Raw genomic sequence first — 20334 nt, forward strand, 5'->3', positions numbered from 1 at the left:
GGAGACCACCATGGCTCGAAACCACCAGCCGACCCACCGAACCGAACCGCGAGCAACGCGTTCGCCCATCCACGGCGCCTGGAAACGGCGGGCGATCGTGCTCGCGATCGCCGGGGTCGCGGGTATTCCCGCGCTCCATGCCCAGGAAGCCGACCCAGGGACAGTCCCCGAACCCGAGGTCCGGCTTGCGCCGGTCCAGATTCTCGGGGATGTGACCGCGACACAGCGGCTGCCCGGTTCGGCGGCCGTTGTGGGGCGTGAACAGCTGGAAACTGAAGGGACCACCGATATCCATCAGGCGCTCAAGACGGTGCCCGGCGTCTATGTCCGAGAGGAGGATGGCGCGGGCCTGCGGCCGAATATCGGTATCCGGGCGGCGCCGCCGGGGCGCAGCAGCAAGGTGACCCTGATGGAGGACAACGTGCTGATCGCGCCGGCACCGTACTCCAACCCGGCGGCCTACTATTTCCCGACCACGAAGCGGATCCACGAGATCGAGGTACTGAAGGGAGCGCCATTGCTGCGCCATGGCCCCCAGACGACCGGGGGGGTGATCAACCTGGTGTCCACGCCACTCCCCCGCGAACGCGAAGGGTCCATCGAGGCGGTGGTGAACGATCGCGGCGGCACCGATGTGCATGCCATGTTTGGCGACCGTTCCGGCGACTGGAGCTACATGATCGAGACGGTCCAGCGGGACGGGGCCGGTTTCAAGGACATCGATCGCAGCAACCGGGATACCGGGTACGACATCCAGGACTATGTCGGAAAACTGCGCTGGGAGGGTGAGCGCCAGAGCATCGAGACCAAGATCCAGTATTCGGAGGAGACCTCGAACGAGACCTACCTCGGTCTGACCGACGAGGATTTCGCGCGGGACCCCAACCGGCGATACGGCCTTTCCGAGATCGACCAGATGAATAACGATCACCTCGGGCTGAGCCTGACGCACGACATCGACTGGTCGGATCGCGTACGCATGACCACCACCCTGTACCGCAACGAATTCGCGCGTAACTGGTTCAAACTTGGTGGCGGCAGTGCATTTATCGACGACGCCAACCAGGGGGGTGCCACCGCGCAGCGGATCCTCCGGGGCGAGGAGGATGTTGCGGACCTGACGTATCGCAACAACAACCGCGAGTATGTCTCCGAGGGTGTCCAGACCGAGTTGAGCATGGACTTCGGGGACCACTGGCTGCGCGCGGGTGCCCGCTATCATCAGGACGAGATGGATCGGTTCCAGCCGGATGATATCTATGACCAGGTGAACGGCTCGCTGGTCTACCAGGATACGATCCAGCCGACGGGCAGCAACAACCGGTTCGAGGATGCCAAGGCCTGGAGTTTCTGGGTGGCCGACGAGTGGTACGTGAACGATCGGCTGACCGCCAACCTCCTGCTGCGCTACGAGGACGTCGAGACCTCGCGTACTCAATACGGCGACGCGCAGCGCACGGTTGTGGACTCCCGGCGTTCCAATTCGAGCAGCATCTGGTTGCCCGGGGCCTCGCTTACCTATGACGTGACGGATCGCTGGCAGGTCCTTGCCGGCGTACACCGGGGATTTGCCCCCCTGGGCGGCGGTGCGACCGAGGAACAGGATCCGGAAACCAGCACCAACTGGGAACTGGGTGCCCGTTATCAGGGTGATAACGCCTTCGTCGAGGCCATCGGCTTCTACAGCGATTTCTCCGACTTCGTGCAGAACTGCTCGATCGCCACGCCCTGCTCGGACGGATCCACCTCCGGGACGTTCACTACCGGAGAGGCGGTGATTTCCGGTCTGGAACTGCGTACGTCCACAAGCATGGATCTCGGCAGCTTCCGGGCCCCGCTGGAGGCTAGCTATACCTACACCAGCGCCGAATACAGCGCGGACAACGCGGTTTCCGGTGTGCAGAAGGGAGACCGCCTGCAGGCGATCCCGCGTCACCAGTTCAGTCTGCGCGCGGGGCTCGAGCATGGCAGTGGCTGGAACAACTACGCCATCCTGAAGTACATCGACGAGACCTGCAGCAGTGACGGCTGTAATCGTGCGTCGGGCGGCTTCAATCGCACCGAGTCGCTGACCACGCTGGACCTGGTAAGCCGATATCCGCTGGGCAAGGATACCGACTTGTTCGTGCGCGCCACCAATGTGCTGGACGAGCAGAGCATCATCTCGCGGTATCCGGACGGGGCCCGGCCCAATGAGCCGCGCACCTTCTCGGTGGGCCTGAAGCACCGCTTCTGAGACCCCCGAACGGGGTTTGCATGTGCCTCCGATTGGCCGCGGCGTTGTCCGCGGCCTTTTTTATGGATCGGTTTCCGCGGGTGTGCATCACAGTTTGCAGGCGCAGGGGCCGAACGAATCGAACCAACGGCGCTCAACCGGGCCTTAGAGCCGAGTGTCCCGACGGCGGGTGATCCGCCCGTGCGTAGGGAATGATCCGGAACGGACTGCAACGGTAAAGGAGAACACCATGTGGAAATCACGACTGACGATTCTGATGCTTGCCCTGATGATGGCGCTGGGCAGCGCGACCCTCGCGGGCTGTGACAATCAGGGCCCGGCGGAAGAGGCCGGCGAGAACATCGACGACGCCATGGACGATGCTGGCGACGCGATGGAGGATGCCGGGGACGAGATGGAGGATACCTTCAGCAACTGATCCCGGCTGACCCGAAACAAAAAGCCCCGGCACGCGCGGCGTGCCGGGGCTTTTTTGCTTTATCCGGATTGGACGCCCCTGCAGGGCGTCCGGGGGTCAGAAGTTGCCGTCACCCTCCGGTTCCATGCCGCCATCGGACGGGGGTTGCTGCATCTCGCCCTCCTGCGGCGGCTCCTGCATGCTCCCTTCGGGTGGCGGGGCGCTCTGCATGCCGCCTTCACCGCCCTCGGGCTGTTCCTGCATCTGTTGTTCCTCGAACTCGTCCATGCCCATGTCGCCGTCGGAGCAGCCCATCAGAAGTACAAAGGGTGCGATGGCCGCGGCGGCCAGGATCCTGGTGGAATGCTTCATGGAAACTCCTGTCCATTGAGGTGGATGTAAACGCGCAACTGCGTTCACACCTCTCGACCCTTGAGCCCCCTCCGGTGTTTCGGGAAATTCATCACAGCTTTGCGTTTCGCCCGGGGCGTGGTTTCTGTCACGCATCCTCGTGCGGTTTGTCGACGGCCCTTCGCGGGGTCGCTAGAGTGAGACAAAGGCAATTCCGGACGGCAGTGATGGCGCAATCCTCTTCGCAAGAATCTCTCCTGGAGCAGGCTCGCAATGCCTGGGCCCGCGGCGAACACGCCGTCGCGATGACCCTCTGGCGGCAGGGGGCCGAGGCCGGGGACCCGCAGTGCGCCTTCAACCTGGGGGTCCTGCTGGATGAGGGGCAGCACCTGCCGCGGGATCCCCTCGAGGCCGCGCAGTGGTATCAGCGTTCGGCCGAGGCCGGGTTCCCGGATGCCGCCTTCAACCTGGCCGTCCTGTTCGAGCAGGGGGACGGCCTGGAGGCGAACCCCAACGAGGCGGCCCGCTGGTTCCATATTGCCGCGGAGCGCGGGAATGCCCAGGCGATGTTCAACCTGGGGCTCAAGTTCGACGAGGGCCGGGGCCTGCCGCAGGATGCGGAACAGGCGGCCCAGTGGTATCTGCTGGCGGCCGAGGCCGGCGAGGGGCGCGGTGCAGCCAATCTCGCGCGGCTGTTCGCGATGGGCGAGGGCGTGGAACGCTCCGATGTGTCGGCGTTCAAGTGGTATGCGATCGCGGCGGAGATGGGGATTGCGAGCGCGGCGCGTTACCGCGAGCGCGTGGCGCGCGAGCTGAGCCCCGACGAGCGCCTGCACGCGGGCGAACGCGCCCAGGAGTGGCTGCAGAACCAGGCACAGGCCAAGGCAGCGCCGCGCCTGCAGTAGCCGGCACGGCCGCCTGTCAGGGATGCAACCTGAAGGAAGCGCCGGGATCTCGCGAGCCGATCGCCACGGCGCTGCGCGCCTCGCGATTACGGCTGATCGGTGCTGTTGGTGTTCGGGATGACGAGAGCGTGGGGGTGGCGTGTCACGCAGGGACTGAGGGCACTGCGTCATGACCCCAACGCGCTTCTTCCGATCTTCCGGGCCTTCCTGTGAAGCGCTGTGGACCTTCTTCGTGCGCTCCGCGGAGGGCTAGACCACCACGTTCAGTTCGCGGCGTGGCTCCTCGGCCGGCCCGGCCAGGCTGACCGCGAGTTCCACGCGGCGGCGCAGGGCCTCGACACCGACGCCGCCCAGCACGCCACCGTCCGGCGCCGCGGCCCCTTCGGCGTCATTGCCACTGCGGAAGGCCTCGATCTGGGCCGCGACCCGGGCCCGCGAGGCCATCTCCTGTTCCGAGCGCGGGGGGAAGGCCAGGCCCTGGTCCTGTTCGGCATCGCCGCGGCGGTTCTCGTCCTGTTCCGCGCGATCCTCGATCGGGCGGCGGGCCTCGCCGGCCTCGGGGTCGTTCAGCGGGCGATCGAAATCGGCCGGGGTGGAGAGCTGCCCCAGGCCCAGCCGGTCGCTGCCGGTCGGGCGTGTGCCGACCGGTACCGCAGCAGACGGGTTGGTGACCGGGACTTCCATCGCGTAACTCGGCGAGCCTCCTGGTAAGGCGTGTTCTCAGGCGTTGCCCGGATTCAGGCGCGTACGTCCAGCAACGAGCCGATCATCCGGTCCTCGGCCTGCAGGGTCTTCACCGAGGCCTCGACCTGATTCTGGCTGGCGATCATGCCCACCTGGGCACCCATACTCTCGCGACTGCCCGCGTTCTCGGTGGCCACCGTGTGGGCCTGCTGGCGCATGCTGGTCATGCCCTTCTGGATGCCCGCGAGGGAGTGGCTGGCGTCGATCATGTGCGTGAACCTGTCCGGTAAACCTGTAACTCGTTGACCCGATTATAGATCAATTAGTTGCATTTCACCGCCCGGCGGCTCCGCGCCGGGTCAGGCGGGGGCGAGCAGGGCCTGCAGGCGGGCGTGCACCGCGGCGCGTGCGCCGGACTGGCGGGACTGCCATTCAGCGAGGCGTGCGCGCCGTGCCGCCGGGTCGATCCCCTCCGCGAGGCGCGCGAGCACCTCGTCGGCCACCTGCTCGGGGTCCTCGCCGCGGGCGACGAGGCCGGTGTGCTCGGCGGCGATACGCAGTCGCGTGGCGGCATCCGGGTGGCGTTCATGCTCCGCCGGGCCGCAGATGACCGCGCTGCCACAGGCCAGCGGCAGGCCCAGGTCGGGCGGGGTCTCGCTGGCGGCCAGGGTGCCGCCCGGCAGGGTCACCTGGGCGCAGGTGTAGGCGGCGTGCAGCGTCTCCGGATCCTCGATGTAGTAGACCCGGTTCTTGCGCGGCACGAAGGAGGTCATAAAGCGGTTGTGGCGGATGATCGGCAGCGAGTACTTGATGGCGTCGCGATAGACCGGCTCGTGACGGGCCGGGTCCGCGGGAGCCAGCAGCAGGATGGCCGCGCTCTTGCGCAGAACCGCGAACAGCACGGCAAACGCGAAGGCCTCCTCGCCCGGGCCGGTATTGGGTGCCAGCAGGATCGGATGGCCCTTTTCGTGGTATTCGCGAAAGCGTTCGCAGAATCCGCTGGAGTCGGACGGCGGGGCCGGCAGTTCCACCGCCCCGGCGAGCGGGTCGCCGATCACTTCGGCGATCCCGGGGGCCGGGGCGTCTTCGCGCGCCGCGAACACGGCATCCCACTCGACACCCCCGGTGTCGCCCTCGGCATTCACCCAGATGCGCGGTGCATGGAGCGAGGCCAGTGCGGGGCCCAGGTCGTGCTCGCCGGCCCGCAGGGGCCCGATGACCACGACGGCGCGCGGCCGCAGCCGCGCCAGACGCGGGGCCGCCAGGTCCGGGCGCATCGCCAGCGCCGGGGTGGCATCCATCAAGCCGGCCGCCTCGCGGTCATGGCCGCAGTCGGTGACCCCCAGCGTGATCGGCCCGACGGCGTCGGCCAGCTCCGCGAGCCAGTCGGCGGCCGTCTCGAGGGTGGCCCGCGGGGCGAGGATCAGGATGCGCCCGCCGCTGTCGCCGGGGACGGAGCGGGCGGTGATCCAGGCAGACAAACGTGCGAACATGGCGGGCTGGTATCCGGTGGTCGGGCGAGCGCCGCATTATACGAGGCGGCATGCCGCGCCCGCCACGGCCGGGCTTTGTGTCTTAAAGGGGAATTGCGCGATGCATGTACGCTGGATCATCGGGCTGGTGGCGATGGGGGTCATCCTGGCGCTGGCCATGTGGGTCTACTCCAACCCGGGTGGCATGCGCAGTCAGCAGTTCTCCGACCTTCCGTGGCAGATCGAGGTAGGGGATCGCCAGCGCACGCGGGTGCTGGGCATCGTGCTGGGCGAGACCACCATGGCCGACCTGATGGGCCGCCTGCCGGTGCCGGATATCCGCCTGTTCGTGGATGCCGACGGTTCGCGTTCGGTGGAGGCCTACTACGTGAACGCGCGCATTCCGCCGTTCGAGGCCAACCTGATCCTGCGCCCGGATCTGGATGAGGCGGCGCTGGACCGGATCGAGGCCGAGACGACGTCCGAGCGGCCCATGCCCAGCGGGGCCCGGCGCTACGGACTGAGCGACGACGCCCTGACATCGCTGGGCAACGTCCCGATCGTCGAGATGAGCTACATCCCGCGCGCCCACTGGACCGAGGACCTGATTACCCAGCGTTTTGGCGAGCCGCGCGAGCGCCTGCGCATGGACTCCGATCACAGCTACTGGCTCTACCCCGAGGACGGGCTGGCCATCCTGGTCCCGCGCCGCGGGCGTGTGCTGATGCACTACGTGACCCAGGAGCGCTGGGGACAGACCGTGGAACGCCTGCGCGACGAAGGGCGCCGCCGCCTGGGCGAGGACTACGGGGATCATGAGTGAATCGGCCGCGCCGGATGCCCGCCCGTTCTGGGAGCGCCCGCTCGAGACCCTGAGCCACGAAGAGTGGGAGGCCCTGTGCGACGGCTGCGGGCGCTGCTGCCTGCACAAGCTGGAAGACGAGGACTCGGGCGAGCTGGCCTTTACCTGGCTGGCCTGCGACCTGCTCGACTGCGAGACCGGTTTCTGCTCGGACTACGCCAACCGCCGGGACTTCGTGCCGGACTGCATCCAGCTGACCCGAAAGGACCTGCCCCACTATCACTGGTTGCCGCCCACCTGTGCCTATCGCCTGCGTTTCGAGGGCCACCCGCTGCCGACCTGGCACCCTCTGCTGACGGGCGATCCGGAGACGGTCAAGCGCGCCCGCGTCTCGGTGGCCGGCCGGGTCATCCGCGAGTGTGATGCCCCCGACCTCCCCCTGATCGACTACGTGGTCGACTGGCCCGGCCAGGTGCCGGAGTCCGCGCGCCTGTGGCGCCCGGTAGTGCGTTTCCCGCAGGAGTAGCCATCGGTATGGCGGGATTCGTCGACCTGTTCGTGTACGGGACGCTGAAACAGGGCTTCGCCAACCACCGCGCGTTCTGCGCTCGGGCCCTCCGGATTCGCACCGCGACCATTGTCGGGTCGCTATATGACTTACCCGTGGGCTACCCCGCCGTGCAGATTGCCGCCGACAGCATTCTGCTGAAAGCCGGGCAGGACCCACTCCGTGACGCGGGGCGTCAGCGCCGCTTCCGGGGGCTCGCGCCATCAGCCCCGGATGCGGCGCAGGAGCTTGTGCACGGCGAGTGGATTCGCCTGCCCGACCCGCCGCGGGCCCTGCCGCGCGTCGACGCCCTGGAGGGTGTGCGCCCGGACGGCCGCGGGGAGTATCGCCGGGCCCTGGTGCCCGCCTGGACCGAGGATGGTCCCACGGCCCTCTGGGTCTACTGGATGCCGCGTCTGCCACCCGGTGCGCGCCATCTGGCGGACGGCATCTGGCCGGCGCGGTCCTGAACTGCATGGTTCAGCGGTGGTGATCCTGTAGCGGCCGCTCCACGATCCGCTGCGCTCATCGCATCCTGCGTGTTGTCCTTTGTGGCCTTCGTGGTGGACTAACCGGCGGAGGACAGGAGTTCGCGGGCGTGGGTGCGGGTGGTCTCGGTGAGTTGGGTGCCGCCGATCAGGCGGGCCAGGGCCTCGACGCGGCGCTCGTCGTCCAGCGGCTGGATGGCAGTGCGGGTGCCGTCCTTGCCGTGCGATTTCTGCACCTCCAGCTGCTGGTGGGCCTGGGCGGCGACCTGGGCCAGATGGGTCACGCACAGGACCTGATGGCGCTCGCCCAGGGTGCGCAGCTTGCGCCCGACGACCTCGGCGACCGCGCCGCTGATGCCGCTGTCGACCTCGTCGAAGATCAGCGTGGGTACGGTCTGCTGCTGGCTGGCCAGCACCTGTAGCGCGAGCCCGATACGCGAGAGCTCGCCGCCGGAGGCGACCTTCGCCATCGGCTGCGGGGCGGAGCCGGGATTCGCGGCGACGCGGAACTCGATGTGATCCACACCGTGCGCCTGTGGCTTGTCGGCGGGCTCGATGGCGATCTCGAAGTGGCCGCCGGCCATGCCCAGCTCCTGCATGGTGTCGGTGACCGCCTGGCCGATGCGTTTGGCGGTCTGCTGGCGGGCCTTGCTCAGCGCCTTGGCAGCCGAGTCGAAGGCGGTACGGGTCTCCTGTTCGCGCGCCTCCAGGGCCTCGAGGGTCTGGTCGCCGTTCTCCAGGGCGTCCCGCTCGGTCTGCAGTTCGTCGTGCAGGCCCGGGAGGGCCTCGGGATCGACCCGGTGCTTGCGCGCCAGGCGCAGGTACTCGCCGACGCGCTGGTCCAGCTCGGCCAGGCGTTCCGGGTCCAGTTCGATGCCGTCGGCCAGCCGACGCAGGGTGTCGCCGGCCTCAGTGATCTGGATGCGCGCGGACTCCAGCAGCTCCAGCGTCGGGTTCACCCGTTCGTCGTGCTGCGCGGCGTCCTGCAGCGCGTGCAGCACATGGCCGATCTGGGCATCGACGCCGGCGTCGTCCTCGATCTGCTGGCTGGCGGTCTGCAGCGCGCTCAGCACCTCGGTGCCGTGGGCGAGCTGGTTCTGCTCGGCCAGCAGTTGCGGGTATTCGTCCTGGACCGGGGCCAGTTCGGCCAGCTCGGTGGTCTGGAAACGCAGCAGGTCGAGGCGGTCGGAGGTGTCGGCCTGGTTCTCGCGGGCCTGCTCCAGCGCGCGGGCGGCCTCGCGCCAGGCCGTGTGGGCCTCGCGCACGTGGGAGACCCGGTCGCCTTCGAGGAAGCCGTCCAGCCAGAGGCGCTGGGTGTCGCGCTGCAATAGCTGCTGATGGGCGTGCTGGCCGTGGATGTCCACCAGCCACTCGCCCAATGTGCGCAGCTGGCCGACCGCGACCGGTCGGCCGTTGATCCAGGCACGGCTCTTTCCCTGGCGGGTCAGGACCCGCCGCAGCAGCACCGCGTCGTCGTCGGGGTCCGCGAGGTCCTGTTCCGCCAGCCACGTGCCAGCCGGGCTCGTGTCGGTCAGGGCGAACTCCGCGGACAGGTCGGCCTGTTCGGCCCCCTCGCGCACCATGCCGGCGTCGGCGCGGTCGCCCAGCAGCTGGCCGATCACGTCGATCAGGATGGACTTGCCTGCCCCGGTCTCGCCGGTCAGGGCGCTCAGGCCCGTGTCCAGCTCCAGTTCCAGCTGGTCGATGATGGCGAAGTCGCGGATGCTGATCAGTCGCAGCATGGGATCAGGGCTGCTCGCCCCAGCGCAGCTTGGTTCGCAGCACGCGCAGGAAGTGATGTTCGCGGGGATGGATCAGGGTCAGGGCCTGTTCGCGACGGTGGATGCGGAGCAGGTCGCCCGGGGCGAAGTCCACGTTCTCCTGGCCATCCAGCGCGACCTGGGCCGGGGAACGGCTGCCACTGGACAGGCGGATCTCCACCGTGGAGCGGCCGCTGACCACCAGCGGGCGGTGGTTCAGGCTGTGCGGGCACACCGGGACCATGACCATCGCGTCCAGCTGCGGGGTCAGGATCGGCCCGCCGGCGGACAGGGCGTAGGCAGTGGAACCCGTGGGCGTGGCCACCACCAGGCCATCGGCGCGCAGCCGGCCGACGTCCATGCCGTCGATCGCGGTGTCGAACTCGATGATGCGCACCACGCTCAGTACATGGACCACGACGTCGTTCAGCGCGATCCCGTGGTGGATGGTGACCCCGTCGCGGATCAGCTCGGCCTCCAGCATCGCCCGCGGCTCGCGTTCGAAGGCCCCGTCCAGGACCTCGCCCAGTTCCTCCGGGGCGGTGTCCGGGGAGACATCCACGAGAAATCCCAGGCGACCCAGGTTGATCCCCAGCAGCGGCGTGTCGGCGTCGGCGACCTTGCGGGCGGTGGCCAGCAGGGTTCCGTCGCCGCCGATGACGATCAGCAGATCGACCGCGCTGGCCAGCTCCTCCAGCGGCAGGAGCCCGACCCGCTCCGGACGCTCGAAGCCGTCGATCTCCTGCTCCATGAAGACCTGGCGGCCGCGCTCCTGGAGCAGGCCGACCAGCGTGGCGACCAGCGGGGCGGTGCGCGAATCGCTGGTCTTGCCGACCAATCCGACCTTGTTGAAGTCTGGCATCATGGCGGCATTATCCGGAAAAGGGACCGCGACTGCACCCGGGGTTTCCAGGGAAACACTGATGAATGTATGCGTTCGCGTTGGTGCCTCATGTTTTCCGAGATCAGGCGCGGTGCGCAGCCGGTAGTGGTTCTACCGGCCCGTTGTTGACTGATTCGGGCCGCAACGCAGGATCGGGGAACATGAGGCGCCAACCCTGAAGGGGCTCGGCCGCTTTTGAGCGCGCACGGCGTTGCGGCTCCCTTGTGCAGAATGACTGCACGGCGGTCGCCGCGCCTTGTTCGCACGCAAAAGCGACTCGAGCGCGAACGCATACATTCATCAGTGTTTCCCTTGACCCGATTCCGGCACCATCCAAGACTGGTACCTTCTGGCACTCGACCGAGTGGAGCGCTGACGACCCATGGAAAACGCTTTCATCAATCTGGACGCCAGGGCCCGTACCCTGTTGCGGACCCTGATCGAGAGCTACATCCGGGACGGCCAGCCCGTCGGCTCGCGTACCCTGGCCCGCACCTCCGGGCTCAGCGTGAGCGCGGCCACTGTACGCAACGTGATGGCGGATCTCGAGGACATGGGCCTGATCCATTCGCCGCACACCTCGGCCGGGCGCATCCCGACGCCGGCCGGCTACCGGCTGTTCGTGGACAGCCTGCTGGAGGTGCGCAACCCCTCGCCGGAGGAGGTGCGCGCGATCCAGTCCGGCTTCGACCCGAATGCCAGTACCCAGGATCTGATGGACACCACCAGCAACTTGCTGTCGCGGGTGACGCGCATGGCCGGGATGGTGCGCCTGCCGCGGCATCGCAACGTCGCGCTGAGCCAGATCGAGTTTCTGCGCCTGGGCGAGGGACGCATCCTCGCGATCCTGGTCATCGACGGCAAGGAGGTGCAGAACCGCGTGCTGGAGCTGGAGCGCGACTTCGGCCAGGACGAGCTGCAGCGCATGGCCAACTACCTGAACGCCCATCTGGCGGGCAAGAGCCTGCACGCCGTGCGAGCCGAGCTGCTGCGCGAGATGCGCGACGTGCGCGACGACCTGGACGCGATGATGCTGGCGGCGATCGATCTGGGCGAGAAGGCGGTCGGTGACGAGGACCCGGACGACGTGGTCGTGGCCGGCCAGACTCACCTGCTCGGCTACGAGGAGCTGGCGGACATGGAGCGCCTGCGGCAGCTGCTCGAGGCCTTCAACGAAAAGCAGGAGATCCTCGGGATTCTCGACCAGTGCATTCGCAGCGACCGCGTGCAGATCTTCATCGGCCGCGAGTCCGGACTGGACTGGTTCGAGAATTGCTCGGTGGTGACTGCGCCCTACAGTGTGGATGGCGAGGTGGTCGGCGTGCTGGGGGTCATCGGACCCACGCGCATGTCCTACGACCGGGTAATCCCGATCGTGGACGTGACCGCGCGTCTGCTCGGCTCGGCCCTGGGCGATCAGCCGCCGGGCGACCCGAAGTAGCGGGTCGCCCTTGAAACCCGAACGGATGCCCCCACAGTCTCCGTAGTCAACCCGAATACCCCCGCCTGCCGGCTGGCGACCCGGCGGGCGGTTTCACTTTTCATTGATTCGCGAGGCCAGCATGTCGGAACAGCGGGAACCCCAGGAACAACCGGAAGAGCTCGAGACCGGGAACGAGGCGGCCCCCGAGGCCGATGGCGACCACCCCGGCGAGGGCGATACCGAGGCACGGCTGCAGGAGCTCGAGGCCCTGGCCGAGGAACGGCGTGACCAGGCCCTGCGCGCCCAGGCGGAACTGGAGAACCAGCGCCGGCGCTTCGAGCGCGAGCTGGAGAACGCGCACAAATACGCGATGGAAAAGTTCGCCTCCGAGATGCTGGAGGTCGGCGACTCGCTGGAGATGGGGCTGAAGGCGGCCCGCGAGACCCAGGATGTCGAGCGCATCATCGAGGGGGCCGAGCTGACCCTGAAGAACCTGACCAAGGTCTTCGACAAGTTCGGCATCCAGGCCGAGGACCCGACCGGCCAGCGCTTCGACCCGGAGCGCCATCAGGCGATGTCCATGCAGGAAGACCCGGAGCACCCGCCGAACACGGTGGTGGCGACCATGCAGAAGGGCTACATGCTGCAGGACCGCGTACTGCGCCCGGCCATGGTGGTGGTCTCCAAGGCACCGAGCTCGCCGAACATCGACGAGAGCGCCTGACCCGACCGCCCGGGCCGATCAGGGGTGTTAGGAATCCGCCCCTTGAAAACCCGGCCCGGGGCCCCAGATTCCCGTACAAGTTGGCAGAGAACGACGCTCTGCAGCGCCACTTTTTCGCATCAGGAGATTTCAATCATGGGCAAGATCATCGGTATCGACCTCGGGACCACCAACTCCTGTGTCGCCGTGATGGAAGGCGACCAGGCCAAGGTCATCGAGAACGCGGAAGGCACCCGCACCACCCCGTCCATCGTCGCGTTCAGTGACGACGGCGAGGTGCTGGTCGGCCAGTCCGCCAAGCGCCAGGCGGTCACGAATCCGCAGAACACTGTGTTTGCGGCCAAGCGACTGATCGGCCGCAAGTTCGACGAAGGCGAGGTCCAGAAGGACATCAAGCTCGTCTCCTACAGCATCGTGAAGGCCGACAACGGCGACGCGTGGATCGAGGTGCAGGGCAAGAAGATGGCCCCGCCGGAGATCTCCGCGCGCGTGCTGCAGAAGATGAAGAAGACCGCCGAGGACTACCTCGGGGAGGAGGTCACCGAAGCGGTGATCACCGTCCCGGCCTACTTCAACGACTCCCAGCGTCAGGCGACCAAGGACGCCGGCAAGATCGCCGGGCTCGAGGTCAAGCGCATCATCAACGAGCCGACCGCGGCCGCGCTGGCCTACGGCATGGACAAGCAGCGCGGGGATCGCAAGATCGCCGTGTATGACCTGGGTGGCGGTACCTTCGACGTCTCGATCATCGAGATCGCCGAGGTGGACGGCGAGCACCAGTTCGAGGTGCTGGCGACCAACGGCGACACCTTCCTGGGTGGCGAGGACTTCGACAATCGCCTGATCGACTACCTGGTCGACGAGTTCAAGAAGGACCAGGGCATCGACATCAAGGGCGATCCGCTGGCGATGCAGCGCGTGAAGGAGGCCGCCGAGAAGGCCAAGATCGAGCTGTCCTCCAGCCAGCAGACCGAGGTCAACCTGCCGTACATCACGGCCGACAACACCGGGCCGAAGCACCTGGCGCTGAAGATCACCCGCGCCAAGCTGGAGAGCCTGGTCGAGGACCTGGTCAAGCGCTCCATCGAGCCGTGCAAGGTCGCGCTGAAGGACGCCGGCCTGTCCGCCTCCGAGGTGGACGACGTGATCCTGGTCGGCGGCCAGACCCGCATGCCCAAGGTGCAGGAAGCGGTGCAGGAGTTCTTCGGCAAGGAGCCGCGCAAGGACGTGAACCCGGACGAGGCCGTTGCGGTCGGCGCCGCGGTGCAGGCCGGCGTGCTGGGCGGCGACGTCAAGGACGTGCTGTTGCTGGACGTGACCCCGCTGTCGCTCGGGATCGAGACGATGGGCGGCGTGATGACCAAGCTGATCGAGAAGAACACCACGATCCCGACCCGGGCCAACCAGGTGTTCTCCACCGCCGAGGACAACCAGACGGCGGTGACCGTGCACGTGCTGCAGGGCGAGCGCGAGATGGCCAGCGCCAACAAGTCGCTGGGTCGCTTCGACCTGCAGGACATCCCGGCCGCGCCGCGCGGTGTGCCGCAGATCGAGGTCACCTTCGACATCGACTCCAACGGCATCCTGAACGTCTCGGCCAAGGACAAGGCGACCGGCAAGGAGAACAAGATCGTGATCAAGGCCTCCTCCGGTCTGTCCGACGAGGAAGTCGAACAGATGGTCAAGGACGCCGAGGCCCATGCCGAGGAAGACAAGAAGTTCCAGCAGCTGGTCGGCGCACGCAACCAGGCCGATGCCCTGGTGCACTCCGCCGAGAAGTCGCTGAAGGATCTGGGTGACCAGGTCTCCGACGACGAGCGCTCCGCGATCGAGTCGGCCGTGGCCGAGGTCAAGACCGCGATGGAAGGCGAGGACGCCGACGCCATCGAACAGGCCACGCAGAAGCTGGCCGAGGCCTCCGGCAAGCTGGCCGAGAAGGCCTATGCCCAGAACGCGGACGCCGCGGGCGAGGCCGGTGCCGAGCAGGCCGACAGCGGCCAGCAGGGCGACGATGTCGTGGACGCCGAGTTCGAGGAAGTCGACGACGACCAGAAGAAGCAGGGCTGATGCCCGTCCGGCGGCGCCTTGGCGCCGCCGGACTTCGACCACACGCCACGCCCGGGGTACACGGTACCTCCGGGCGTTTGCGTGAAGGCACTCCGCGTTCGCGCGAACGATCTACCTGGAAATGACCATGTCACAACGCGACTATTACGAGGTGCTGGGCGTCGCCAAGGACGCCTCGGCCGCCGATATCAAGAAGGCCTTTCGCCGCCTGGCAATGAAGTACCACCCCGACCGCAATCCGGGGGACGAGGAGGCCGAGGCCAAGTTCAAGGAGGCGCGCGCCGCCTACGACGTCCTCAGCGACGATCAGAAGCGTGCGGCCTACGACCGCTATGGCCATGCCGGCGTGGACGGTTCGGCCGGCGGCTTCGGCGGCGGGGCCGGGGCCTCCAACTTCAGCGACATCTTCGAGGATATCTTTGGCGATATCTTCGGGGGTGGTGGAGGCGGCCGCGGTCAGCGCGCCTACCGGGGCTCCGACCTGCAGTACAACCTGGACCTGACGCTCGAGGAAGCCGTGTTCGGCACCGAGGTCAAGATTCGCATCCCGACCACGGTGTCCTGCGAGGCCTGCGACGGCTCCGGCGCCGAACCGGGGACCTCGCCGGAGACCTGCCCGACCTGCAACGGGGTCGGGCAGGTACGCATCCAGCAGGGCTTCTTCTCGGTGCAGCAGACCTGCCCGCGCTGCGAGGGCTCCGGCAAGATCGTCTCCAGCCCCTGCAAGTCCTGCCACGGCAAGGGTCGGGTGCAGGAGCAGAACACGCTGGACGTGAAGATCCCGGCCGGTGTGGACTCGGGCGATCGCATCCGTCTGGCCGGCCAGGGCGAGGCCGGCATGAATGGCGGTCCGCCGGGTGATCTCTACGTGCAGGTGCGGGTGAAGCCGCACAAGCTGTTCCGGCGCGAGGGCTCGGACCTGCACTGCGAGGTGCCGGTGTCGTTCGCGACCGCCGCCCTTGGCGGCGAGCTGGAGGTCCCGTCGCTGGACGGCCGGGTCAAGCTGAAGGTCCCCGCGGAGACGCAGACCGGCAAGCAGTTCCGGGTCAGCGGCAAGGGCGTGAAGTCGGTGCACGGCGGTGCCGTCGGCGACCTGATCTGCCGCGTGGTGGTGGAGACGCCGATCAACCTGACCAAGGAGCAGAAGCAGCTCCTGCGCCAGTTCGAGGAATCCACTCAGGCCGGTGGGACCAAGCACAGTCCGCAGGCGCAGTCCTGGGTGGACGGGGTGAAGGGCTTCTTCGAGGACCTGAACTTCTGGTCCAAGTAACCCGGCCATAGTCGTGCCGGGGACCACTCGTGTTTATTGCACCACAGAGTGCACAGAGGCCACGGAGAAAAAACGGGCAAGGGCAAGGGCGATTTACAGGAAGTTTGGAAGACAGAAAGATTTTTTGGGTGAAGGGATGGACCGTTGACCGCCGCGTGGCACGGCACCGATAGTGCCCACGCAACCGCCCACATCATCCCTCTTCCGATCTTCCCGTCTTCCTGTAGACCGCTTTTCTCCGTGTTCTCTGTGCGCTCTGTGGTGAAAAATGGGGTGCGGGCGCGCGGGGCTCAGGTTGAGGCGAAGTCGAAGGTGGGGGCCGGCATCGGCGCCTGCAGGAAGTAGCCCTGCACGAGGTTGACGTTCAGGCTGTAGAGCACGGCGAGCACACTGGCGTCCTCGACATACGGCACGATCACCTGCTTGCCCTTGGCGTGCGCGGCCTCGGTATGCTCGCGGATCAGCTGCTGGTTTTCCTCGCTCTCGGCCAGGTTCTTCACGTAGGACGGGTCCAGCTTGATGTGGTCCGCCTCCAGGTGCTGCAGCAGCTGGAACGGGTTCAGGCCGTTGCCGAAGTCGTCGATGCACAGGTGGCCGTGCATCTCCTGCAGGCCCCGGGCCACGTGGATCGCCGGCTTCAGGTGGGTTACCACGGTGGGTTCCTTCAGCTCCACCACCACGTTGTCGGCGGGGATGCGCAGGGCGTGCAGGTCGTCGTGCAGCCAGCTGACAACCGAGGGATCGCCGAGCGAGCCATTGGTCAGCTTGAGGAAGAACTGGGTACCGGGGTCCTTCTTCAGCTGTTCCGCGAGGACGCCCAGGGCGGTCTTCAGGATCCAGCGGTCGATGGGCTGGGCCATCTCCGTGCGCTCGGCGCTGGGCAGGAAGGCCTCCGGTTCGTGGACATGACCCTCGGCATCGCGCAGCCGCACGAACACCGAATAGCGCGCCCGGTCGGCCCCGTGCAGGTTCACGATCGGTTGGTACAGCAGCTCCAGGCGGTCGTGATCGAGGGCGTCCTGGATGCGCAGCCGCCACTGCTGGTCGGCCTGTGCCTGGGTCATCTCGCCCTCGGCCGGGCGGAAGAAGCAGTGGGTCCCGCCGCCGGCTTCCACCGCTTCCTGCAGTGCGCGGTCGGCCTGCGACAGTAGCTCCTCGGTATCCACCGCGGTCTCGTCGGCGATCACGATGCCGGCGGACAGGGTGCAGTTGGTGGAGGCATTGCCGAGCTCGAACACGCGCCCGGTGACCGCCTCCATCAGCCCGTGGACGCGGCTCTCCACCTCGTTGCGGCGGGTATCCGGCACCAGGATGCCGAAGTGCTCGGCCTCCAGGCGCGCGGTGATGGCCGGCTCGGGGAACTGGTCCTCGATCAGCTTGCCGATGTCGGCCAGCAGCAGGTCGCTGGCGGACATGCCGACGTTGGCGCGGATCTCCGCGAAGCGGTCCACCGCCAGCGTGATCAGGGCGAACGGTTTCTCCGACTGCGCGGCCTGGCCCTGCGCGGTCTCGATCATGCCGGTGAAGTGCTGGCGGTTGTAGAGGCCGGTGACCAGATCGCGCTGCGACAGGTAATCGATCTTCTCCGCCAGTTCCGGGTCCTCCTGGGCCGAATCCAGCAGGACCTGGGTACAGGCCTCGCCCTCGACGCTGGCGGTGGAGAGGCGCAGGTTGGCCTCGAACGGAGTGCCGTCGAAGGCCTGCAGCTGGAAGGCCTGATGGGTCTGGTCGCCCTCCTCGCCGTTCTGGAAGCGTCGCAGCAGGCCCTTCAGCTCGTCGCGGCTCTCCGGCGCGACCAGATCCATCAGCGGCAGGCCATCGACGTCCTCCGGGTCACCGATGCCGAAGCGTTCGCGCCAGGAGGCGTTGGCATAGATGTGCATGCCCTCGTGGACGTAGGCGATGGCGTCGCGCGAGTTGTCCAGCAGCAGCTGGCAGCGGCGCTCGGATTCCTGCAGCGACGCGTCCATGCGACCCAGTCGCTGGCGCAGCTGGAACTGTTCGGCGGCGCGAATGGTGAGGAGGCTGGCCAGTTCGTGCAGTTCGTGATCCACCACCGCGTACGCACCGGCCTCGTAGTCGTCCACGCGTTCCGCTTCCGGACGTTCGGTCAGGATCACGACCGGGATCCGCCGGCCGGAGGCATGCTGGGCCTCGTCCACGTGCTCGCGGGCCAGGCTCAGGCCGGGTTCGATCAGTACGATCACGTCGAAGCGCCGGTTCTCCAGCGCCTCGGCGAGGGCGTCGGTGGTCGAAACCTGCTCCGGGCGGATCGCACTGCCGCGGGTTCGGATGCTGCTGATGACCTCTTCCGCCCGGTTCGGATTACTGGTAACGAAGAGGGTACGAATGGTCTCGTTCATGGGGCCTGGTCGTCGCGGTTGCGGGTGGTGAGGGACAGTCCGTTGTCATTCGCGAGGCCGGGGTCCGCCTCCGTGCCGGGGGATTCCGCGGTCGGGCTGCCGACCTCGAGCGCAGTCATGCGGCAGCCTACCTCGGTGAACAGGGTAGTCCCCGTGCGCTCGCTGTCCAGTTCCAGAACGCGGGCGCGGTCGTTCAGCCAGCAGACCACCCGTTTTTCGTGGTCGAAGACCTGGGCCGGCAGAAACAGGGCGGCCCCGTCAGCATCCGTTCGTTGTGGCGCAAACAGGCCCGGCTGCGGGACCCCGGCGGCGACCCCGTTGCGAAAATCCTGGATCTGCATGGGGAGGCAGCGATTGGCAAGAAACTCCACGCCGATGCTGATGCGTTCGCCGACCTGATCGTCGAAGCGAATCCAGCGCAGCACCCCGACCGTCCAGCGGTGGCCGTCCACGGCGCGCAGCCCGACCAGGTCGCCAATCAACAAGGGCTGCTGTGGTGCGTCCAGGCACAGGCGGACGCCCCCGGCGCCGATGTCGTCCACCTGCCAGTGTTCCGGCGGATGGCGCTTGGTGATGGGCCCTGTCGGTTCGTCGTGGCCGGCGATCTCGAGGCCGCGCCCGACGTCTTCCCAGGCGGTCGCGGCGGGGCCGGGGGTGTCGTCCGCGAGCGGCCGGAGATCGCTGTCGCGACCGGCGGCGGGCGGGCTGTCGACCAGCGCGAGATCCGACCCCCTCAGTGCCGCGGGCGACATCTCGAAGACGCTGACGCCGCGATCACGCTGCTGCACGGACTTCAGGCCGGCCTCGCCGTTCTCGTCCGTGTCGAGTTCCCGGGCGCTGGCGTCACGGCGACGCTCCATCTCCGCCAGCAGAAAGTCATGGATGCGTTCCAGTCCCATGACGCAGACCTGCTGCAGGTCGCCCGCGCGCTCGCGACTGTGCCGCCGGGTGGGCAGGTGCGACCACAGGCGCAGGAGATGCTCGGCCAGGGCCTGTGCATTTCCGGTCTGCACCGGCTCGAGGTTTTCCGGGGCGTCGCGCAGTGCGGCCAGAGCCGGGCCCAGCTCCACGAAGCAGGCCAGGTCGCCGGCGGGCTGGTCGCGGAGGACCAGTCCCGGCGCATGGTCGCGCTCGAGCTCGCAGCGCAGCACCGGCAGGTCGGGATGCGGGTCCGGGTCGGGAGCGGTGGTACAGGTCAGCTCGATCCCGTTGATCCAGCGAACCAGCAGGTCCATCTCGCCCATCTTCAGGGCGTTCGGATCGGTGCTCCCCAGCACCATGAGGCGCGCGCTCATGGCCTCGATACGATCCGTATGCAGCGGCCCGAAGCGCTGGTCGGTGGCGGGGCCGTGGTCGGCGATGTGCTGGGCCCGTGCCAGGCGCAGCAGGTCGTAGAGTTGCTGCCAGTGACCGGAGGGCAGGTTCTGATACAGCCGCCAGTGGTGCACGGCGAGCGCGCCCAGCAGCGCGACGGCGGCCTGCAGGGGCGCGGTCAGGCGTTCCGCGTGCCGGGTGTCGTCGGCGTCGATGCGCTCCCGGACCACCAGCAGTTCGGCCTGGAGCAGAGCGCGCAGGGCGCTGCCGAGGACCTCGGCACGATCGCGGCTGCGGCGCCCCAGTGGCAGGGGGCGCTGGCGCAGCAGGCGCTCCAGCACGGGGAACAGGGGCAGGAGGTGGTCTTCCAGTATGCGCACCAGGCTGGCGCGAACCCCGGGCTGCAGCGCGATCTGGTTGAGCCCTTCGAGGGCCTCGCCGAGTTGCTGCATGCCGAGCTCGGGCTCGCTGCCGGGCAGTTCCGCGCACCAGGCCCGCAGGGCCTGCGGCGTCCGGTGCGGGAAGCTGGCAGGGCCGGCCGGTTGGGCGGGCAGCTCGGGCAGGGCGTGCAGCATGGGCGTGTCCAGTGGTCGCTGGGCCGGTTGCGTGGGACTTTCCGGAGGGCGCGTTCACGCCCCGGGTCTGGCG

The 20334-nt window shown here is 67.8% G+C and carries 18 protein-coding genes; 10 read left to right on the top strand and 8 right to left on the bottom strand.

Annotation, left to right across the window (positions count from 1 at the left end; all coding sequences use genetic code 11):
- The first annotated feature begins 97 nt into the window (after positions 1 to 97).
- Positions 98 to 2236: a TonB-dependent receptor domain-containing protein gene (locus D103_RS0105620; protein WP_018876088.1), complete on the top strand. Its 2139-nt coding sequence runs from the start codon at positions 98 to 100 to the stop codon at positions 2234 to 2236.
- A gap of 229 nt (positions 2237 to 2465) precedes the next feature.
- Complete coding sequence (locus D103_RS0105625) at positions 2466 to 2654, top strand: hypothetical protein (RefSeq protein ID WP_018876089.1); 189 nt, start codon at positions 2466 to 2468, stop codon at positions 2652 to 2654.
- 96 nt (positions 2655 to 2750) lie between these two features.
- Here D103_RS0105625 and D103_RS0105630 read toward each other — a convergent pair whose 3' ends face one another.
- Positions 2751 to 3005, bottom strand: coding sequence for a hypothetical protein (locus D103_RS0105630; RefSeq protein WP_018865779.1), 255 nt, complete (start codon positions 3003 to 3005; stop codon positions 2751 to 2753).
- Positions 3006 to 3211: 206 nt separating this feature from the next.
- Here D103_RS0105630 and D103_RS0105635 point away from each other — a divergent pair, with 206 nt between their 5' ends.
- Positions 3212 to 3889 (top strand): tetratricopeptide repeat protein, encoded by a 678-nt coding sequence (locus D103_RS0105635; protein ID WP_018865778.1) that lies wholly within the window; start codon positions 3212 to 3214, stop codon positions 3887 to 3889.
- Positions 3890 to 4138: 249 nt separating this feature from the next.
- On the opposite strand, the gene D103_RS0105640 is transcribed toward D103_RS0105635, so the two are convergent.
- From D103_RS0105640 to D103_RS0105650, 3 genes are all read right to left on the bottom strand, one after another.
- Positions 4139 to 4573, bottom strand: a complete 435-nt coding sequence (locus tag D103_RS0105640; protein WP_018876090.1) for a hypothetical protein — start codon at positions 4571 to 4573, stop codon at positions 4139 to 4141.
- Positions 4574 to 4626: 53 nt separating this feature from the next.
- Entirely contained in the window at positions 4627 to 4842 is a 216-nt protein-coding gene (locus tag D103_RS0105645; RefSeq protein ID WP_018865776.1) for a hypothetical protein, read from the bottom strand.
- A 90-nt stretch (positions 4843 to 4932) separates the two neighbouring features.
- Positions 4933 to 6066: a hypothetical protein gene (locus D103_RS0105650; protein ID WP_018876091.1), complete on the bottom strand. Its 1134-nt coding sequence runs from the start codon at positions 6064 to 6066 to the stop codon at positions 4933 to 4935.
- 100 nt (positions 6067 to 6166) lie between these two features.
- Between D103_RS0105650 and D103_RS0105655 the strand changes: the two genes are divergently transcribed.
- Genes D103_RS0105655 through D103_RS0105665 form a run of 3 tightly spaced genes read left to right on the top strand, consistent with a single transcriptional unit; the run spans position 6167 to position 7864 of the window.
- A complete protein-coding gene (locus D103_RS0105655; protein WP_018865774.1) occupies positions 6167 to 6868 on the top strand; it encodes a hypothetical protein in 702 nt (233 codons plus the stop codon).
- Positions 6861 to 7373 carry a YcgN family cysteine cluster protein gene (locus tag D103_RS0105660; RefSeq protein ID WP_018865773.1) on the top strand — a complete coding sequence of 171 codons (513 nt, stop codon included), beginning with the start codon at positions 6861 to 6863 and terminating at the stop codon, positions 7371 to 7373. Before D103_RS0105655 ends, D103_RS0105660 begins: the two co-directional genes overlap by 8 nt.
- A gap of 8 nt (positions 7374 to 7381) precedes the next feature.
- The gene (locus D103_RS0105665) at positions 7382 to 7864 is read left to right on the top strand and encodes a gamma-glutamylcyclotransferase (RefSeq protein ID WP_018876092.1); all 483 of its coding nucleotides are present in this window, start codon (positions 7382 to 7384) and stop codon (positions 7862 to 7864) included.
- 98 nt (positions 7865 to 7962) lie between these two features.
- On the opposite strand, the gene recN is transcribed toward D103_RS0105665, so the two are convergent.
- Both recN and D103_RS0105675 read right to left on the bottom strand, forming a co-directional pair.
- On the bottom strand, positions 7963 to 9624 hold the full coding sequence (gene recN, locus D103_RS0105670; RefSeq protein ID WP_018876093.1) for a DNA repair protein RecN: 1662 nt from the start codon (positions 9622 to 9624) through the stop codon (positions 7963 to 7965).
- 4 nt (positions 9625 to 9628) lie between these two features.
- Positions 9629 to 10507: an NAD(+) kinase gene (locus D103_RS0105675; protein WP_018865770.1), complete on the bottom strand. Its 879-nt coding sequence runs from the start codon at positions 10505 to 10507 to the stop codon at positions 9629 to 9631.
- 400 nt (positions 10508 to 10907) lie between these two features.
- On the opposite strand from D103_RS0105675, the gene hrcA reads away from it, so the two are divergent.
- From hrcA to dnaJ, 4 genes are all read left to right on the top strand, one after another.
- Complete coding sequence (gene hrcA / locus D103_RS0105680; protein WP_018876094.1) at positions 10908 to 11966, top strand: heat-inducible transcriptional repressor HrcA; 1059 nt, start codon at positions 10908 to 10910, stop codon at positions 11964 to 11966.
- A gap of 121 nt (positions 11967 to 12087) precedes the next feature.
- Positions 12088 to 12672: a nucleotide exchange factor GrpE gene (grpE, locus tag D103_RS0105685; protein ID WP_018876095.1), complete on the top strand. Its 585-nt coding sequence runs from the start codon at positions 12088 to 12090 to the stop codon at positions 12670 to 12672.
- Positions 12673 to 12807: 135 nt separating this feature from the next.
- The gene (dnaK, locus tag D103_RS0105690) at positions 12808 to 14739 is read left to right on the top strand and encodes a molecular chaperone DnaK (protein ID WP_018876096.1); all 1932 of its coding nucleotides are present in this window, start codon (positions 12808 to 12810) and stop codon (positions 14737 to 14739) included.
- A gap of 121 nt (positions 14740 to 14860) precedes the next feature.
- Complete coding sequence (gene dnaJ, locus D103_RS0105695; protein WP_018876097.1) at positions 14861 to 16009, top strand: molecular chaperone DnaJ; 1149 nt, start codon at positions 14861 to 14863, stop codon at positions 16007 to 16009.
- A gap of 290 nt (positions 16010 to 16299) precedes the next feature.
- On the opposite strand, the gene D103_RS0105700 is transcribed toward dnaJ, so the two are convergent.
- On the bottom strand, positions 16300 to 18372 hold the full coding sequence (locus D103_RS0105700; RefSeq protein ID WP_018876098.1) for an EAL domain-containing protein: 2073 nt from the start codon (positions 18370 to 18372) through the stop codon (positions 16300 to 16302).
- On the bottom strand, positions 18369 to 20261 hold the full coding sequence (locus D103_RS0105705) for a hypothetical protein (protein ID WP_018876099.1): 1893 nt from the start codon (positions 20259 to 20261) through the stop codon (positions 18369 to 18371). The genes D103_RS0105700 and D103_RS0105705 overlap by 4 nt, the downstream gene beginning before the upstream one ends.
- Positions 20262 to 20334: the final 73 nt, after the last annotated feature.

It is taken from the genome of Thioalkalivibrio sp. ALE31 (assembly GCF_000377405.1).
GTDB lineage: Bacteria > Pseudomonadota > Gammaproteobacteria > Ectothiorhodospirales > Ectothiorhodospiraceae > Thioalkalivibrio.

Excerpts from the sequence above, each read along its gene's own strand:
- D103_RS0105625 (WP_018876089.1), top strand. The coding sequence starts at position 2,466 with ATGTGGAAATCACGACTGACGATTCTGATGCTTGCCCTGATGATGGCG.
- D103_RS0105630 (WP_018865779.1), bottom strand. The coding sequence starts at position 3,005 with ATGAAGCATTCCACCAGGATCCTGGCCGCCGCGGCCATCGCACCCTTT.
- D103_RS0105635 (WP_018865778.1), top strand. The coding sequence starts at position 3,212 with ATGGCGCAATCCTCTTCGCAAGAATCTCTCCTGGAGCAGGCTCGCAAT.
- D103_RS0105640 (WP_018876090.1), bottom strand. The coding sequence starts at position 4,573 with ATGGAAGTCCCGGTCACCAACCCGTCTGCTGCGGTACCGGTCGGCACA.
- D103_RS0105645 (WP_018865776.1), bottom strand. The coding sequence starts at position 4,842 with ATGATCGACGCCAGCCACTCCCTCGCGGGCATCCAGAAGGGCATGACC.
- D103_RS0105650 (WP_018876091.1), bottom strand. The coding sequence starts at position 6,066 with ATGTTCGCACGTTTGTCTGCCTGGATCACCGCCCGCTCCGTCCCCGGC.
- D103_RS0105655 (WP_018865774.1), top strand. The coding sequence starts at position 6,167 with ATGCATGTACGCTGGATCATCGGGCTGGTGGCGATGGGGGTCATCCTG.
- D103_RS0105660 (WP_018865773.1), top strand. The coding sequence starts at position 6,861 with ATGAGTGAATCGGCCGCGCCGGATGCCCGCCCGTTCTGGGAGCGCCCG.
- D103_RS0105665 (WP_018876092.1), top strand. The coding sequence starts at position 7,382 with ATGGCGGGATTCGTCGACCTGTTCGTGTACGGGACGCTGAAACAGGGC.
- recN (WP_018876093.1), bottom strand. The coding sequence starts at position 9,624 with ATGCTGCGACTGATCAGCATCCGCGACTTCGCCATCATCGACCAGCTG.
- D103_RS0105675 (WP_018865770.1), bottom strand. The coding sequence starts at position 10,507 with ATGATGCCAGACTTCAACAAGGTCGGATTGGTCGGCAAGACCAGCGAT.
- hrcA (WP_018876094.1), top strand. The coding sequence starts at position 10,908 with ATGGAAAACGCTTTCATCAATCTGGACGCCAGGGCCCGTACCCTGTTG.
- grpE (WP_018876095.1), top strand. The coding sequence starts at position 12,088 with ATGTCGGAACAGCGGGAACCCCAGGAACAACCGGAAGAGCTCGAGACC.
- dnaK (WP_018876096.1), top strand. The coding sequence starts at position 12,808 with ATGGGCAAGATCATCGGTATCGACCTCGGGACCACCAACTCCTGTGTC.
- dnaJ (WP_018876097.1), top strand. The coding sequence starts at position 14,861 with ATGACCATGTCACAACGCGACTATTACGAGGTGCTGGGCGTCGCCAAG.
- D103_RS0105700 (WP_018876098.1), bottom strand. The coding sequence starts at position 18,372 with ATGAACGAGACCATTCGTACCCTCTTCGTTACCAGTAATCCGAACCGG.
- D103_RS0105705 (WP_018876099.1), bottom strand. The coding sequence starts at position 20,261 with ATGCTGCACGCCCTGCCCGAGCTGCCCGCCCAACCGGCCGGCCCTGCC.